The sequence below is a fragment of the Acinetobacter sp. F9 genome (assembly GCF_019195275.1).
GTDB lineage: Bacteria > Pseudomonadota > Gammaproteobacteria > Pseudomonadales > Moraxellaceae > Acinetobacter > Acinetobacter pseudolwoffii.
Map to the genome: position 1 here is coordinate 1,335,614 of NZ_CP078068.1, position 15,711 is coordinate 1,351,324.

Here is a 15,711-nt window from a genome sequence, read left to right on the forward strand (position 1 = left end):
TTAGTTTTCAATTAATCTTAAACTATAAATAGTGATGTTTGGATAACAAAAAGCCCTATCGAGTAATAGGGCTTTCGTTCAAAACAGAGGGTAACTGTTTGAGTTGTTTTGCTTAGGCATTCTTATTGTTAAATTGATTGCCTTGGCATTTGGTACACGGTGGTAAACGATCAGTACCAATTTCTAAGTAGGTGCGGTGTCCGCATTGAACACAAAAATAGAAGCCTGTTCCGGGTTTTTCTCCAGCAGTAACCATCTTTGTTCTCCATGGTTTTAGAAATGGTCTGTCTAGTATAACCCTCTGGTGATGAATGTCTATTGTCCATTTTTGTAAATGATGATGTCGTTTGGGCTAACCCAAATTTTATGAAATTTGGGTTCTGACAAATTCCTGTAATGATTCCTTTACCTTGATACCTCCATGTAAATAACAACATTTTTTATATTTTTTACCTGATAAACAAGTACATGGATCATTAGGCTTAACTTTTTGGCTTATATTCCTAATCGGCTGCTTTTTGTTTTTATTTGCAGCTTTATCCAAGGCATCTGCAAAGGCTTTAAGCCCTGAAGCTAAGAAACCTTTTAAATCATTAAACTCAATCATGTAATAATTTCGCCCTAAAGCACTTCCTAAATGTATTGATTCTTTTAAATACCGTTCTGCCTTTTCATCATCTTTAGTCAATAAAATGCCTTTATGATATTCCATACCTAATGTTGCTAATGAATCTGGACATCCTAAATCAATTGCCTTTTCTAAGTAGTCTATGGCCAATTCCTTGTCAAAGACACCTGTATCAACATCAGAGTAGTAATAAAATAAAAACCTTAAAGCCATAACATCATCTTTTGCTTGGGCTTCAATCAAATATTTAAGAGAATCCTCATACTTTTTCAATTTGTATAAATAAGCTCCATATAATCCTTGGGCAGGTGAATAGCCTCTAAAAGCAGCAGCTTCCAATCTTTTCCAAGCGATTGAATTGGGGTTTTCTTCTATATCTTGTGTAGTTAAAAGACTATTTGCATATCTATATAGAGCCTCTAAGGCTGCACATTTATTAATAGCTTTTTCTTTATCACCTTTAAAAATATAAATATTTTTATCTAAATCTGCAGAAATTTTACATGCTGCATCATAAAAGTTAATTGCAATTTCATTTAATGAATCAGTATGTGCACTAAATGCTGAACTTACGACTAAACCTTTATCAAATGACTGTTCCTTTATAATTGTTTCACAAGCAACACCTGCTATTAACTTCTTTTTATAATCCAACTCTGTAGTTGCTTGGAACAAAATATCTTTAAATTCTAGCTGCTTAATATTTGTAAGTTGAATATCTTTAATACTTATATAGAGACAACGTTTTAAAATATTTAGAGTATCCACAAAAATTACTATCAGTTTCTGCCTAACCTCATGTGATTTTTGAATAAGCAATTCCTTACTTTTTTCATAAAAATCATTTTCATCTTTATCATATTTGCTATTGCTATTTTTATGCACTCCGCTATTACATAATTTTCTTACTAAATGTAGATTATCTCTCAAATCTTTATTAATAATTTGAATATCATATAATTCTTCAATTTGGTTAAAAATAATTTCTGTATCAAACTCAATTTTTTTACTCTTAGCTATTTCATTGATAGTATTTTCTATAATGAGCCTAAATTTAAGAAGACTATAATCTGGATTATGATTAAGAAATTCTAAAGCTACACAATAATCTTCATATATTTCCTCTGTGAATTCACTCGCTAATTTTAGATCACTAATTTTATGAGACATTTTATAAATTTTAAAATAAAAAAACTTACCCTAAAGTAAGTTTTTTCATAATATATTTCAATAAGTTTTCACTTAAACCATCAATGTACTAGGCCTTCCAAAAAATCCTGTGCAAAGCGTTGCAACACCCCACCCGCTTCATACACATGCACTTCTTCTTCAGTATCCAGACGGCAAGTCACAGGCACTTCAATAATCTGGTTCTTACCATCATCGGTTGAACGCTCAATCACCAAAGTCAAAGTCGAACGTGGTGCGATATTACCAATCACGCTATACAGCTCAGTACCATCAAGACCTAAAGTCTTACGATCTGTACCCGGCTTAAACTCAAGCGGCAATACCCCCATACCGACCAAGTTGGTACGGTGGATACGCTCAAAACCTTCCGCTACAATCGCTTCCACACCAGCCAGACGTACACCTTTCGCTGCCCAGTCACGGCTAGAACCCTGACCATAATCCTTACCGGCAATAATGATCAACGGCTGTTTACGGTTCATGTAGGTTTCAATCGCTTCCCACATCCGCATCACTTCGCCTTCAGGCTCCACACGTGCTTTCGAACCCTGCTTGATGCTGCCATCAGAACGCACCACCATTTCATTAAACAGTTTCGGGTTGGCAAAAGTTGCACGTTGCGTAGTCAGGTGATCACCACGATGCGTTGCATAAGAGTTAAAGTCTTCCTCAGGCACGCCCATTTTTTTCAGGTATTCGCCTGAAGCACTGTCGAGTACAATTGCATTGGATGGTGACAAATGGTCGGTGGTGATGTTATCGCCCAAAATCGCCAGTGGACGCATATTGGCTAAGGTACGCGGTGCAGCAAGTGCACCTTCCCAATACGGCGGACGGCGGATATAAGTACTTTGCGGACGCCAGTCGTAGAGAGGACTTGCCGCCTTTTCATTCACACCCAAATCAAACATCGGAATATAGATTTGACGGAACTGTTCCGGCTTCACTGCCTCTTTCACCAGTGCATCAATTTCTTCATCCGATGGCCAGATGTCTTTTAGATAAATCGGGTTGCCATCTTTGTCATTACCAAGTGAATCCGTTTCGATATCAAAACGAATCGTACCGGCAATCGCATACGCTACGACCAACGGCGGGGAAGCCAAGAAGGCCTGCTTCGCATAAGGATGGATACGGCCATCGAAATTACGGTTGCCCGACAATACCGCTGTGGCATACAGGTCACGGTCAATAATTTCTTGCTGAATTTTTGGATCTAGCGCGCCCGACATGCCGTTACAGGTAGTACAGGCATAAGCCACGATACCAAAGCCCAGTTTTTCTAAATCTTTGAGTACGCCAGCTTCTTCAAGATATAACGCCGCAGCTTTAGAACCCGGTGCAAAAGATGATTTCACCCAAGGTTTACGGATCAAGCCCAATTCATTGGCCTTACGCGCCAGCAAACCTGCCGCCACGGTATTTCGCGGGTTTGAGGTATTGGTACAAGACGTAATCGCCGCGATAATCACCGCGCCATCTGGCATTAAACCTTCAGCTTCTTGCGCACGTGCAGCCTCTAGATTACCTGCAATGCCTTTTTCTTTTAAGTCAGATGTCGATACACGAGCATGCGGATTGGATGGGCCAGCAATGTTACGGGTTACTGTTGAAAGATCAAAACGCAATACACGTGGATATTCTGCCTGAGTCATATCCGATGCCCACAGACCAATCTCTTTGGCATAAGTTTCAACCAGTTTGACTTGCTCTGCTTCACGACCGGTCAAAGTCAGATAATCAATGGTGTTCTGATCGATATAGAACATCGCAGCGGTTGCACCGTATTCCGGAGTCATGTTGGAAATCGTGGCACGATCACCCACTGACATGCTGTCGGCACCTTCACCGAAGAATTCTAAGTATGCCCCGACCACACGTTCTTTACGCAGGAATTCTGTCAGTGCGAGCACAATATCGGTTGCGGTAATGCCCGGCTGACGCTGACCAACAAACTCCACCCCAATAATATCCGGCAGACGCATCCAAGACGCACGCCCCAGCATCACGTTTTCGGCTTCGAGTCCACCAACACCAATCGAGATCACGCCAAGCGCATCAGTATGTGGGGTATGTGAATCTGTACCGACACAGGTGTCCGGGAATGCCAGGCCATCACGGTTTTGAATCACCGGAGACATTTTCTCCAGGTTGATCTGGTGCATGATGCCATTACCGGCAGGAATCACATCGACATTTTCAAAGGCAGTTTTGGTCCATTCAATAAAATGGAAACGATCTTCATTACGACGGTCTTCAATGGCACGGTTTTTCTCAAAAGCATCCGGATCAAAACCGCCAAATTCCACTGCGAGCGAGTGATCGACAATCAGCTGGGTCGGTACCACTGGATTGACTTTAGCCGGGTCACCGCCCTGTTCTGCAATTGCATCACGTAAGCCGGCAAGATCGACCAAAGCTGTTTGTCCCAAGATGTCGTGACAGACCACACGTGCCGGATACCATGGAAAATCATGTTCCTGTTTACGCTCAATCAGCTGGCGCAAAGACTGTTCTAAAATGGCAGGATCACAACGACGAACCAGCTGCTCAGCAAGCACTTTGGAGGTATAAGGAAGTTTGGCATATGCGCCTGGCTGAATATCTTCTACGGCCTGACGCACGTCATAATATTCCAGCTGGGTGGATTGCAGCGGTTTACGGTAGTTGTTGTTCATAGCTTGCCTGCCCTCGTTTATTACTCTTTTTTGCACATCAAAATTTATTGATGACTTGTTTTTTAATCAAGGCATTGTACGCTGCCGAAAGTCCATTTCCCAAATCTTATAATTTTCAATAGTTTAAATATATAAATCGGCTTATTTTAATCAATTTGTTATCTGGCCTTTAGAATTTTGGCTCTAAACTTCTATTTTTTTGAAAAATCGTAGAAAATTCATCTCATTCTTTAGTATGAGACACTCACAACAGCATAAAAAACAATCAACATATAGGCGCAATAAACAGGCTTTATTTCATATTCATGCAACTTTTATGAGCTGTATTTTAAGCAGCGAATAGACCCTATAACCGATTAAAAGCCAACTATTAAAAGCCAAATAAATTTCTTCTCTTAAATTTAGGTCTTTATATGCAAGCGGCTTGTTGATAAAAACTGGCTATTAAGCATATCTTCAAAACATCCTTATACAATAATTCCGAAAATCATCGTATTTCAGCGATAGAACCATTTAAAAGCTGTGTCCTGATTCAATTCCATAAATTCCGTAAGACTTTCTTACAAATTTTATAACTATTTTAATATGTATAAATATTATCGAATAATTAAAGATTTACATACAAATTAGCAATTTCAACACCAAAGAAAGAATACTTTAGACATACCGTTTATCTCCTTCCCCCTAATTTGGTGATAACAGTTCTTCTCTCAATTAAGTAAATCTAAACAGTAATTACTTCACAACAACAATACTCATCACAAAAGTAGATAAAGGTGATTACGATGTTACAGCTTGCGATTATCGGTGTCATAGCAGCGGTCATAGCCGTACTGGCGTCAAACTGGAATGGAGCTAAAAACCCTCCTAACCCCTATAACCCTTCAAATCCAAATAATCCGTCAAATCCAAGTAACCCGAACAACCCGACTCAGCCACCACCCGTTCCAACAACTTCGGATTCTCTGATCAGTAATCCGCCATTGCTACAGAAAAATGCCAAAGGCAAATACGAACTGATCATCGCGTATAAAACGGATAAGTTGTATAACCCCAGAAAAGGAACATGGGATCAACTGGTGCTCCGTGGCTATGTGACCAAGCCAAGTGTATTTAATAAGAAAAAAGCAGGTGAATATGTCGAAGACCGGCTGGTCGGGCCCCAGATTCGGGTCAAACAGGGAGAAACCTTTTCTGTGCATTTGAATAACCAACTGCCCACGGAGTCCACAGCAACCTGCCCAGAACATATTCTCGATGCGAATGACCCACATTGTTTTAATACCACCAATCTGCACACTCATGGCCTCTGGGTCAGCCCGCAAGGCAATAGCGACAATGTTTTCCTGAAGTTCAAACCACAGGAAAAATTTGACTATCAATTCAAAATGGAACCAAATCATCCTGCGGGTACTTACTGGTATCACGCTCATCTACATGGTTCAACGGCTATTCAGGTCTCTAGCGGCATGGCTGGCCCATTAATCGTAGAAGGCAGCCGTATTCCTCAAGTCAGGAATGGCAAAATCACATCGACGGGAGACATGGATATTCTGTGGAAAGATAAAGGCAAGAACAGCTATTCTAATGAAAATATCCTCCTGTTTCAGCAAATTCAGTATCGATGCACTCACCCGGCAGGTACAACCAATCTCAATAATTGTGATGCTGGTGAAGTCGGTATGCTGGAAGATTATCAAGGCCTGAATGCCTTTAATTCATGGGGAGCAAATCATTATTACACCTCGATTAATGGCAAAGTACATGGCGAGATTCAAGTTGAGCAAAACCAGTTTAAGCGCTGGCGTATGATTCATGGTGGTGTTCGCGACACCCTTGGTCTTATTATTAAGGAACTGCCAAAATCACAAAAATTTACCGCTGAACAAACCATTAAAGCTTGTTCTGAATTTCAGGAAGAAGACAAAAAAGCAGATTTTGATCAGCTCACCAGCTTGCCGGTCTATACCATTGCTCAGGATGGTTTAACCATGGATCATGTGCAGACACGTAGAATCTCGATATTTCAACCCGGTTACCGTCACGATGCGATGGTCGCCTTCCCAAGCACGAATAGATACTGTATTTTTGACACCAACTTGAACATTGATGATGAAATCAATGCCATCCCTACATCCGGACAAATTACCCCTCAACTCGCTCCGGGTAATACGTTAAATGCCCAACTACTGGGATGGGTGAATGTCAAAGCGAGTAAATTAAAAGCGCAAACGCCAGCCCAGTTTTTACAAGCTCAGGCACAGAAAATTGGCTTAAACAAAGAAATTCAGACCCAGCTCTCACAGTTAAAACTTTCTGCCTTTATCGACCATCCATCGCTGATGACCACTGAAATTGAAAATCGCTTAAAGAACCGTCCACCACAACGCTCAACCTTCGATGCCAGCTTTGGTCCAAATGGTAAGTTTGGCTACCGTTACAGTGATATTGAGGGAATCTATAGTTTTGGTGACCTCTTTACCGGCGCGGATGCAGTAGAAGGTGCATATGTACGGAAACTGGAATTTGGGCAAATTGATGAATGGATTCTTAGCAGTAATAACCTGAATCATCCTTATCATATCCATGTGAACCCCTTCCAGATTGTAAAAGTACTGGATCCAACGGGTAAGGATGTCAGCGATATTCCGCTGGCAGTAGATCCAAATCCTAATCTGGAAGATATTCAATACCGCGGCTTAAAAGGACAGTTTAAAGATACAATCTTTGTTAAACAGGGATATCAGGTAATTGTCCGCAGCCATTACAAGAAATTTGAAGGTGATTTTGTGCAGCATTGTCATATTCTCGATCATGAAGATCAGGGCATGATGGAATATGTTCGGATTTGTGGCGGTAAATTCCCTTGTGATTCGCCATTACCGGCTAGCCATCACCACTAAATATTATCATTCCATAAAAGCCGATGATTTAGATTGTTGGCTTTTTTGTTTGCCTCTATTTGATGCTTGCTGCACAATAACTGCATTGATTTATAGTATTCAAACTGGGGCTTATCATGGCAACGTCTCCTGCTTTTACATTGTTTAGTCTGAATGGTGTTGATGCACAAAAATTCCTTCAAGGTCAGGTGACTTTGAATACTGAAACATTGGCTGAAAACCAGACACGTTATACCGCGATCTGTAGCTTGAAAGGCCGTATTCAATTTGGCTTATGGCTTAAAAAGCTCAGTCCGGAAAGCTTTGAAATTGTAAGTACTGACGATCAGGCCACTGAACTGGCGAATCATATTAAAAAATTTGGTGCCTTTTCAAAAATGAAACTGGAACTGGTCGGTGCGGTTTATCCTGTGATCAATGATATTCATACTGACTTTGTTGCAACTGAAACCGATGTGGCGACCTGGGAGCAGCAAGCCATTGAATCAGGTCAGGCCTGGATTCAGGCGGCCACTGCGACCCTGTTTCAACCACAGGAATTGCGCTTACATCAACGTGAAAGCATTCACTATGACAAAGGTTGTTATTTAGGTCAGGAAGTCATTGCACGCTTATGGTTTAAAGCCAAGCCAAAACATTGGCTGCATCTGATTCAAGCGACGGGTGAAGCACCTGTAGTCGGCACTCAGCTCAACAACAATGTTGAAGTCGTGAATAGCATCAGTCTGAAGGATGGCTATAAAGCCTTGGTCGTAGCCAAACCTGAAGCATTGGCCGAGTTGGGTCTAGAGGTTCTGGAACTTCCTGAAGCTTTGAGCGGTGATGTAGCACGTCCGCAATAATTCCGGTTTAGGCCCTAAAAAAGCCAAGACTTAACTCTTGGCTTTTTTTGTTTTAGAAACCATGAAACAGCTTATTCATATCTTTCACCACATAATCTTTGAAGTGATAAGCACGAGCATGTTTGGCATCAAATTTTGTGGTTAATTCACCTTTTTGAAAGGTGTAAACCCGGTCTTCCTGACTAATCAAAAATTCTGCACCGAGCTTCATCAGCAGTACATCAATCTTGTCTTCATCCGCAATCGTTTCATCTACGTTAATTCTGTCATAGTGGCGTTTAATCGTTTTGACAAACATGGTTCAATCCTGGGAGGCTGATTTAAACCGAGATTTAACCAGAGAAGTTCCTTTAAGCAAAGTAATCCTTTCAATACCTGAATGATTGATAGGAAAGTTATCCAGATCAGTGATCTGATTAAATCGGTATATCCTGCTTTGATGATTTATTTTGAGTAAATCCCTTTCCTAACTCAAGAAATGATAACTTTATTCATATTTAAATAGATGTAGATGTTGAACGCCCCCTTCTCCCTTCGGGATGAGGAGCATGCTGCGCAAGTCTCCGACAAGAAGATAGAATTTCATTTATAATAATTAAAAAATGATTTATGAAAGAACTCTAATGACAAATTGTATATTTACAAAGCACAAAATCCTTTTATGATGTAAGTGAAAATGATTAAAACCGCACCAAGGACTTAGGTGCCAGCAATAATAAGGTTATAGGAACCATGAAAAAGTTAATACTCGCTACCGTTCTTGCAGTTTCTGCGCAATTCACTCTGGCAAATACTGTAAAAGATCAGGCTGACCCCCAGTTTGTAAAAATTGAAGCCATGGTGAAAGCCAATAATTTCAAAGGCGCCTATGACGCTTTAAATCAATTGGCTAGTCAGGGAAATGCCCAAGCCATATATAACTTAGGCTATTTAACCCAGACCGGCCAGGGCACTGCCAAAGACGAGAAAAAAGCCATCCAGCTCTATGAACAGGCAGCCAGCAAAGGTTACCCTGTGGCCAATTATGTACTGAGCAAAAATTATGCGGCGGGTACATTAGGACTAAAGCAGGATTTAAGCAAAGCCAAACAGTATCTGGAACGTGCCTCAGCAGCCAACTTTGATGATGCCAGTGTAGATCTGGCTGTGCTGTTATTTGCTGAAAATACCCCTGCCTCAAATAAAATCGGACTACAAAAGCTGCAACCATTAATCACAAAAGGTAATATGCAAGCGATTCACGCCAAAGCCTTATATGACATCAGCTCTGGTTTTAAAAACAAAGATGAAAAACCGATTCAGCAAGGTTTAAGCAGTATTCAGGATCTGGCGAAAAAAGGCTATATCCCTGCCCTGATGGCTGTCGGCAATATGTTTGCCAATGGCAGTATCGTGCAGCAAAACTTGCCTGAAGCGAAAAAAATCTTTGCTGCATTGGCACAGCAAAATATTCCGCAGGCTAAAGAGTCTTTGGCAGCAGTAGACAAAATGATGGCGGAGCAGAAAAAAATACCTGCCAAAAAGAGTTAATTTGGTTTCGCCCCAATGAAAAGCGGAGCTTCGCAAGAAAAGTATCTTGCGGAGCCATACTCTCATCGCAAAACTCGTCAGCCAGCATCCACTGGTAAATTTGTCGCAAAAACAATCATTTTTAATCTTGCGGTACAATACACCGTATGCCTCAAACAGTTGCGGCTGACTTTTCTACCTGTAAAATATAATCATAAATTTAAAAAAGAAAATGCCAATATGGGGCTTTTTATAAGGAGAGAATCAATCCTGGAATGAGCTATCCCCACCACAAGGCAATTAGGCCGCTGGTCACGATAAAACCAGCGATGGTGCTCATCAGCAGTGGTGTTAAGGCTCGATCATTTAAACCATAGGCCTGTCCCAACATACCGAAGATTGTTGGCATCGGTAAGGCAGCAATCAAAGTACCCGCATGAACCATTTCCTGACTTAAACTGGTCAATTGACTGAGGCCAAGATACATCAGCAGCGGCATCATAATGTTGTTAGAAAACACCAGATAGAAACTTTGCAGATTAACGTATTTCAGGCTCATTCCCACAATACCGCCACCAATTGCAAACAAGGCCAATGGCGATGCTGTCTGCCCGATCAAGGCAAAAACCTGATCGATATAGAGCGGAATTTTAATCTGGAAAATCGCACAGGCCATACCCAGTACGACCCCCATAAATAAGGGGTTTGTTACTAAAGTCAGCACCACACTTTTAAAAATGGAGCCAAGATTTGCCTGATGCTGTGTTCCCAGCGCAGCCATGACCAGTACCAAAGGAATCAGCAACATACTTTCAATGATGACCACCAGAGAAGTATAAGTCATGGCCTGCTGCCCGATTAACAGACTAAGCACGGCCGTACCAATAAGTCCGGTATTCGACATCGCGGCGCCCAGCGACAATACTGCACTCTGCGAATGCGTATTCTGAAAATAACGGCGCATCATCCAGAAACCGCTACCATAGAGCAGTAAAGTTACGCTGCTATACACCGCAAAGTATTCAAAATACCAGATTTCATGCAGGTCTTTAGAGGCGAGAGACTGGAAAAACAGCAGAGGCAACGCCACTTTAATGACAAAAGCACCGACTGTACCCACTTGTTCTTTGTCTAACACTTGACTTTTTACAGTCAGATAACCCAGTGCCAACAATAAAAAAATGGGCACAATGACCGCAAAAATCATAATGCAGCGTCCTCATTTGCAATGAGTGACTATTATACGACCTTCCTGCTTAGAAAAGATTGTTAAAAAGGCTCAAACAAATGGTTTAGACCATGCGGAGCACTGCGAAGATATTGGGGTGAAATTTTTAGTTTTTCTTCAAGTGCCGCAGCTGCATGCCAAGGCCAATGTGGATCGTAGAGAATCGCGCGTGCAATAGCGATGGCATCGGCCTGCCCTTTTTGCAGAATATGTTCTGCCTGTTCTGCTTCGGTAATTAAACCTACAGCAATTACCGGAATATTGACGGCTTTTTTGATGGTATCTGCAAAAGGTACTTGATAGTTCGGTTTCACATCAATGTTCTGTTTGACATGTAAACCGGCACTGGAAATATGAATATAAGCTGCGCCCATCGCTTCGAGGGCTTTAGAGAGTTCAACCGAAGAATCAATATTCCAGCTATCCTCATGCTCCATCCAGTCACTCGCTGAAATACGCACTCCGATTGGATAATCTTCCGGAACTGCTGCCTTCATCGCTTGCAATACTTCCAGCGTCAGGCGAATCCGGTTTTCCAGTGAACCGCCATATTTATCCTCACGCTTATTGGAAAGTGGCGACATAAACTGATGTAACAGATAACCATGTGCTGCATGTAGTTCAATCAGGTCAAAGCCTGCATCAACTGCGCGTTTGGCACTTTCTGCAAAGTCTGCAATGACCTGATCAATCTCTGCCTGATTCAGCGCTTTAGGAGGATGTTCGTCTGCCTGAAAAGGAAGATCACTGGCAGAAACAGTTTGCCAGCCATGTGCCTCATCCGGTTTAAACTGGCCTCTACCTGCCCATGGTTTATCTGTAGAGGCTTTACGTCCGGCATGTGCAAGCTGGATAGCAAATGGCATTGGCGATATAGATTTAACTTTGGCCAATAATGCTTTGATCTGGGCAGCTTGCTGATCATTCCACAATCCCAGGTCTGCATAACTGATACGACCTTCTGGTTGTACAGCAGTCGCCTCGACAATACAGAGTCCGGCGCCAGAGAGCGCATAATTCGCCCATTGCTGCTCATGCCAATACGTGATTTCACCCTCATCTGTGGCTGAATATTGACACATGGGTGCAATAATAATTTTATTGCTGAGTGATAATGAACCAAACTTTAGCGGTTGAAATAATAATGTCACGTGGCAATCCCTCTTTATTCATGTGAAGTATGATCGGGCAATAAAAAACAGGCTTTAAAAAGCCTGTTTAGTTATAACGTGAACGATCACTTTTTAGAAGATGATGCGGCTGGTTAAACCAAGTAGCAGTGCATTATCTACGTTGTTGGTTGCCCCTGGATTGACTACATATTGCAGGTTTGGACGTAGCATCAGCCACTTTGTTGCATTATAGCTATAGTTAAGTTCGATATTGTATTCTGCATCGGTATTGAAAGCTGGACGCGACTCTGCAAAGCGATTATTCACGTGCACACGGTTAACTGCCAGACCCAAAATATCATTCGGTTGACTGTCGAGCAGGCCAATATATTTCACCCCAAGCTGTTGTGAATGATCGACTTTATTGGTTACACGGTCATGCCAGGTGAAATTGGCAAATGAATGCAGGCCCTGACGCCCCTGACCTGTTGAAGTTAATTGCTGTTCGATGGCCAACCAGCCTGCAAAGGTACGATCTTCAGCTTGGCCAGTGACAATATCTTTTTGATTGATTGGATCATCCGCAGTATTGTACATCCCACCCACACGGTAGCTACCCGGCAAGTTATTGATGAGTGATTTGGGTGTCCATACAATTTCTGCTGGAATGGTCACGCCATCGGCATGCGTAGTATCCAAACTCCAGCCTTGACCTTCTTTAGCACCATTGCCATTGTCCGGATTAAACTCATAAACACCGACTTGTACTGCAAGTTCAGGGTTTAGTTGCTGCTTTATACGTGCACCCCATTGTGATACTGGCGTATTCATCCAGATATTGCCTTGCCATTTACCCATCTGCGCAGCACAAAATGCTGTACTGGCAAAGTCACAGGCCATCACATTAAAGTCCATGCCCAGACCCAAACGGCCAGCCTTAATACTCAGTCCTTGCTCTTTATAATTCTTTTCAATCGAAAGTTCACTCAGACGGCTATCCTGATTGCCACGCCCAAACGTACCTTGTGCATTGGCCATCTGTGGCGCTGATGGATCTTGCAAATCACGGATAGACGTACTTTGGCCTTGGCGCGCACTCATTGCAGCACGTACCGTGACACCGTTCCATCCCGCCAGTTTTTCTAGGTCCAGTTGAGTTCCCACCCATAACTGGGCAGAAGTTAATGGATCTGCGCCTGCATTCCGGCCACCATCCGCAAGATAGGCTGTATCAGTTAGCAGATTGGCTTCAAATTTAATCCCTTGCTGAGCCAGTTCTGTACGTTGACCATTCCAACCCCCTAGTAAATATTGACCTTGCGGATCAAATGCAGATTCTGCCTGCGCGGTTGTCATGGCAGCCATTAATGGCAATAAAGCGAAACCTAAATATTTCATGTAAAACCTAAACATTCGGAGAGAAAAACAAGCAAGGTTTTTAAAATTGCTATTAGGTGCATGAATTTACATAACTTTTCCTATAAATTCTTATTATTTTTTTTATTATTGATTAAACTTTTAGTTATGCCTTAATACAAAAAATATAATTTTATTTCAAAATAGTTAAATTATTTATATGTTTTTCAAAAACTTAGGATTTATTTATTTTTTCATTCCTTTTATTTCTTTAATTTTTGGTCTAAACATGCAAAAAAACAGCTTATTCTTTAAGCTCTTACACCTCCAATAAACATGAAATCCCCAGTCATTTTCTAATGGTTGCATCCCCATTAAGACTTGTAATCTCCGTAAATTCGCCCAATATTAGCTGCATCTCCCTCGCCTCTGATGTGTTATGCCTGAATTACCAGAAGTAGAAACCACCAAAACCAGTTTATTACCCTTGTTAGAACAACGTGTAAAACGGGTTGAAATCCGTCAGTCAAGTTTGCGCTGGCCCATTCCCGAAAATATACAAAAGCTGGTCGGGCAGAAATTACTCAACCTGTCGCGCCGTTCCAAATATATTCTGGCTGAGTTTGAGCACGACACCATGCTCTGGCATTTAGGCATGTCTGGCAGCTTTCGTTTGTGTGAAACAACTGAAGAATTACGCAAACATGATCATCTGATTATTCAGTTTGATGATATTGAATTGCGTTATCATGATCCGCGTCGTTTTGGCTGTATTTTATGGCTGGATGCGCAGTCACAAAGCAAACTGATTGATACGCTGGGACCAGAACCCCTGAGTGAAAATTTTAATTCTCAGTATTTATTTGAAAAATTGAAAAATAAAAATGTTGGCACCAAAGTTGCGATTATGGATAACCATGTGGTGGTAGGTGTCGGCAATATTTATGCAACCGAAAGTCTGTTCAATATGGGCATTCATCCAGCACAACCCGCCTCGACTTTAAGCTTGGCACAGATCGAAAAATTAGTGCTGGAAATCAAGCGCATATTAAAACAGGCCATTGATTTAGGCGGGTCGACATTACGGGATTACACCAACGCCATGGGGGAAAATGGCTATTTTCAGCAAACGCTGCTGGCCTATGGTCGTGCCGGGGAAATGTGCGTGAACTGTGAGACCACGCTTGAAAATATTAAACTGGGACAACGTGCTTCTGTGTTCTGTCCAGAATGTCAGCCTTTGAAAAAGATGCAACTCCCTGTCAAAAAACTGGCAACTGTACGAGGGGAAAAGTCATGAAAACAGCCATTGTGCGTCATATTCTGGTTAAAGATAAAGAAACTGCCGAGCAGCTTAAAAAGAAGATTTTGAGTGGCGCTGACTTTAATAAAATCGCCAAACAATATTCAACCTGTAATTCTGCCAAGCGTGGCGGAGAACTGGGCGAAGTAAAAAAAGGCCAACTGGTGCCTGTCATTGATAAGCTGGTGTTTACGGCTGCTGAACGGGTCTTACATGGTCCGGTCAAAAGCCAGTTTGGTTTTCATTTGGTAGAAATTAAGTTCCGGATGGATTTTTAATCTTATAAATCTCTCCCCACCTCCCTTTAACAAAAGGGGGGATTTAGGAGGATTAAAAAAACGGCACAAGAGGCGCCGTTTTTTATTTGTGTCAGAACGCTTATGCTTCAGGACGTTTTTTCAATTCATCACGAATTTCACGCAATAATTCGATATCTTCAGGGGTGGCTTCAGGTGCAGGTGCTTCTTCTGCCTGTTTACGACGAAGTTTATTCATCATTTTCACCAGTAAGAATACCACCCATGCCAACAACAGGAAATTAATCAGAATCGTTAGGAAGTTACCATAAGCAAATACATTCAGGCCTTCAGCCTGTGCATTTGTCAAAGAAGTGACATTATTAGGATTATCACCCAGTACCAGGAACCAGTTAGAATAGTCAACATCCCCACCTAAAATCCAGCTAACGATTGGCATGATGATATCTTTTACAAAAGAATCAATAATTTTACCAAATGCTCCACCAATAATGACACCGACCGCGAGGTCCATCACATTGCCTTTGACAGCAAACTCTTTAAATTCTTGAATAATACTCATTTTTTCTCCAATAATTCATTTTAAAGTTTGTGATGAATTATACATTAATTATAAGTGATTGCATTTTCATATAAGGTGATGTTTTTTATAAGTTTTATGGTTCTCGTTAAAATTTTAATACAAAAAAACCGCAACCTTTGAA

The 15,711-nt window shown here is 41.5% G+C and carries 14 protein-coding genes; 6 read left to right on the forward strand and 8 right to left on the reverse strand.

What is annotated here, in order from left to right; genetic code table 11:
• Positions 1 to 112: 112 nt before the first annotated feature.
• From KT990_RS06460 to acnD, 3 genes are all read right to left on the reverse strand, one after another.
• On the reverse strand, positions 113 to 256 hold the full coding sequence (locus tag KT990_RS06460) for a zinc ribbon-containing protein (protein ID WP_004645925.1): 144 nt from the start codon (positions 254 to 256) through the stop codon (positions 113 to 115).
• Between the two features lie 108 nt (positions 257 to 364).
• The gene (locus KT990_RS06465; RefSeq protein ID WP_218209339.1) at positions 365 to 1,798 is read right to left on the reverse strand and encodes a tetratricopeptide repeat protein; all 1,434 of its coding nucleotides are present in this window, start codon (positions 1,796 to 1,798) and stop codon (positions 365 to 367) included.
• A gap of 80 nt (positions 1,799 to 1,878) precedes the next feature.
• Complete coding sequence (gene acnD / locus KT990_RS06470; RefSeq protein ID WP_218209340.1) at positions 1,879 to 4,497, reverse strand: Fe/S-dependent 2-methylisocitrate dehydratase AcnD; 2,619 nt, start codon at positions 4,495 to 4,497, stop codon at positions 1,879 to 1,881.
• A gap of 785 nt (positions 4,498 to 5,282) precedes the next feature.
• On the opposite strand from acnD, the gene KT990_RS06475 reads away from it, so the two are divergent.
• Together KT990_RS06475 and KT990_RS06480 are read left to right on the forward strand one after the other, a co-directional pair.
• On the forward strand, positions 5,283 to 7,400 hold the full coding sequence (locus KT990_RS06475; RefSeq protein ID WP_218209341.1) for a multicopper oxidase family protein: 2,118 nt from the start codon (positions 5,283 to 5,285) through the stop codon (positions 7,398 to 7,400).
• Positions 7,401 to 7,516: 116 nt separating this feature from the next.
• Positions 7,517 to 8,242: a YgfZ/GcvT domain-containing protein gene (locus KT990_RS06480; RefSeq protein ID WP_180049534.1), complete on the forward strand. Its 726-nt coding sequence runs from the start codon at positions 7,517 to 7,519 to the stop codon at positions 8,240 to 8,242.
• Between the two features lie 52 nt (positions 8,243 to 8,294).
• Here the strand turns inward: KT990_RS06480 and KT990_RS06485 are convergent, their stop codons facing one another.
• Entirely contained in the window at positions 8,295 to 8,540 is a 246-nt protein-coding gene (locus KT990_RS06485) for a hypothetical protein (RefSeq protein WP_005169535.1), read from the reverse strand.
• 434 nt (positions 8,541 to 8,974) lie between these two features.
• Here KT990_RS06485 and KT990_RS06490 point away from each other — a divergent pair, with 434 nt between their 5' ends.
• Both KT990_RS06490 and KT990_RS06495 read left to right on the forward strand, forming a co-directional pair.
• Complete coding sequence (locus KT990_RS06490) at positions 8,975 to 9,772, forward strand: tetratricopeptide repeat protein (RefSeq protein WP_218209342.1); 798 nt, start codon at positions 8,975 to 8,977, stop codon at positions 9,770 to 9,772.
• A 15-nt stretch (positions 9,773 to 9,787) separates the two neighbouring features.
• The gene (locus KT990_RS06495) at positions 9,788 to 10,030 is read left to right on the forward strand and encodes a hypothetical protein (RefSeq protein ID WP_180049532.1); all 243 of its coding nucleotides are present in this window, start codon (positions 9,788 to 9,790) and stop codon (positions 10,028 to 10,030) included.
• A 1-nt stretch (position 10,031) separates the two neighbouring features.
• On the opposite strand, the gene KT990_RS06500 is transcribed toward KT990_RS06495, so the two are convergent.
• From KT990_RS06500 to KT990_RS06510, 3 genes are all read right to left on the reverse strand, one after another.
• The gene (locus KT990_RS06500) at positions 10,032 to 10,958 is read right to left on the reverse strand and encodes an AEC family transporter (RefSeq protein WP_005097988.1); all 927 of its coding nucleotides are present in this window, start codon (positions 10,956 to 10,958) and stop codon (positions 10,032 to 10,034) included.
• A gap of 62 nt (positions 10,959 to 11,020) precedes the next feature.
• Positions 11,021 to 12,130, reverse strand: a complete 1,110-nt coding sequence (locus tag KT990_RS06505; RefSeq protein ID WP_218209343.1) for an NADH:flavin oxidoreductase/NADH oxidase — start codon at positions 12,128 to 12,130, stop codon at positions 11,021 to 11,023.
• Between the two features lie 93 nt (positions 12,131 to 12,223).
• A complete protein-coding gene (locus KT990_RS06510) occupies positions 12,224 to 13,489 on the reverse strand; it encodes a carbohydrate porin (protein WP_218209344.1) in 1,266 nt (421 codons plus the stop codon).
• Between the two features lie 397 nt (positions 13,490 to 13,886).
• On the opposite strand from KT990_RS06510, the gene mutM reads away from it, so the two are divergent.
• Both mutM and KT990_RS06520 read left to right on the forward strand, forming a co-directional pair.
• Positions 13,887 to 14,747, forward strand: a complete 861-nt coding sequence (mutM, locus tag KT990_RS06515; protein WP_159516689.1) for a bifunctional DNA-formamidopyrimidine glycosylase/DNA-(apurinic or apyrimidinic site) lyase — start codon at positions 13,887 to 13,889, stop codon at positions 14,745 to 14,747.
• Positions 14,744 to 15,028 carry a peptidylprolyl isomerase gene (locus KT990_RS06520; RefSeq protein WP_004281718.1) on the forward strand — a complete coding sequence of 95 codons (285 nt, stop codon included), beginning with the start codon at positions 14,744 to 14,746 and terminating at the stop codon, positions 15,026 to 15,028. Before mutM ends, KT990_RS06520 begins: the two co-directional genes overlap by 4 nt.
• A 100-nt stretch (positions 15,029 to 15,128) precedes the next feature.
• Here KT990_RS06520 and mscL read toward each other — a convergent pair whose 3' ends face one another.
• Positions 15,129 to 15,569 carry a large conductance mechanosensitive channel protein MscL gene (gene mscL, locus KT990_RS06525; RefSeq protein WP_074383487.1) on the reverse strand — a complete coding sequence of 147 codons (441 nt, stop codon included), beginning with the start codon at positions 15,567 to 15,569 and terminating at the stop codon, positions 15,129 to 15,131.
• Between the last annotated feature and the right edge of the window lie 142 nt (positions 15,570 to 15,711).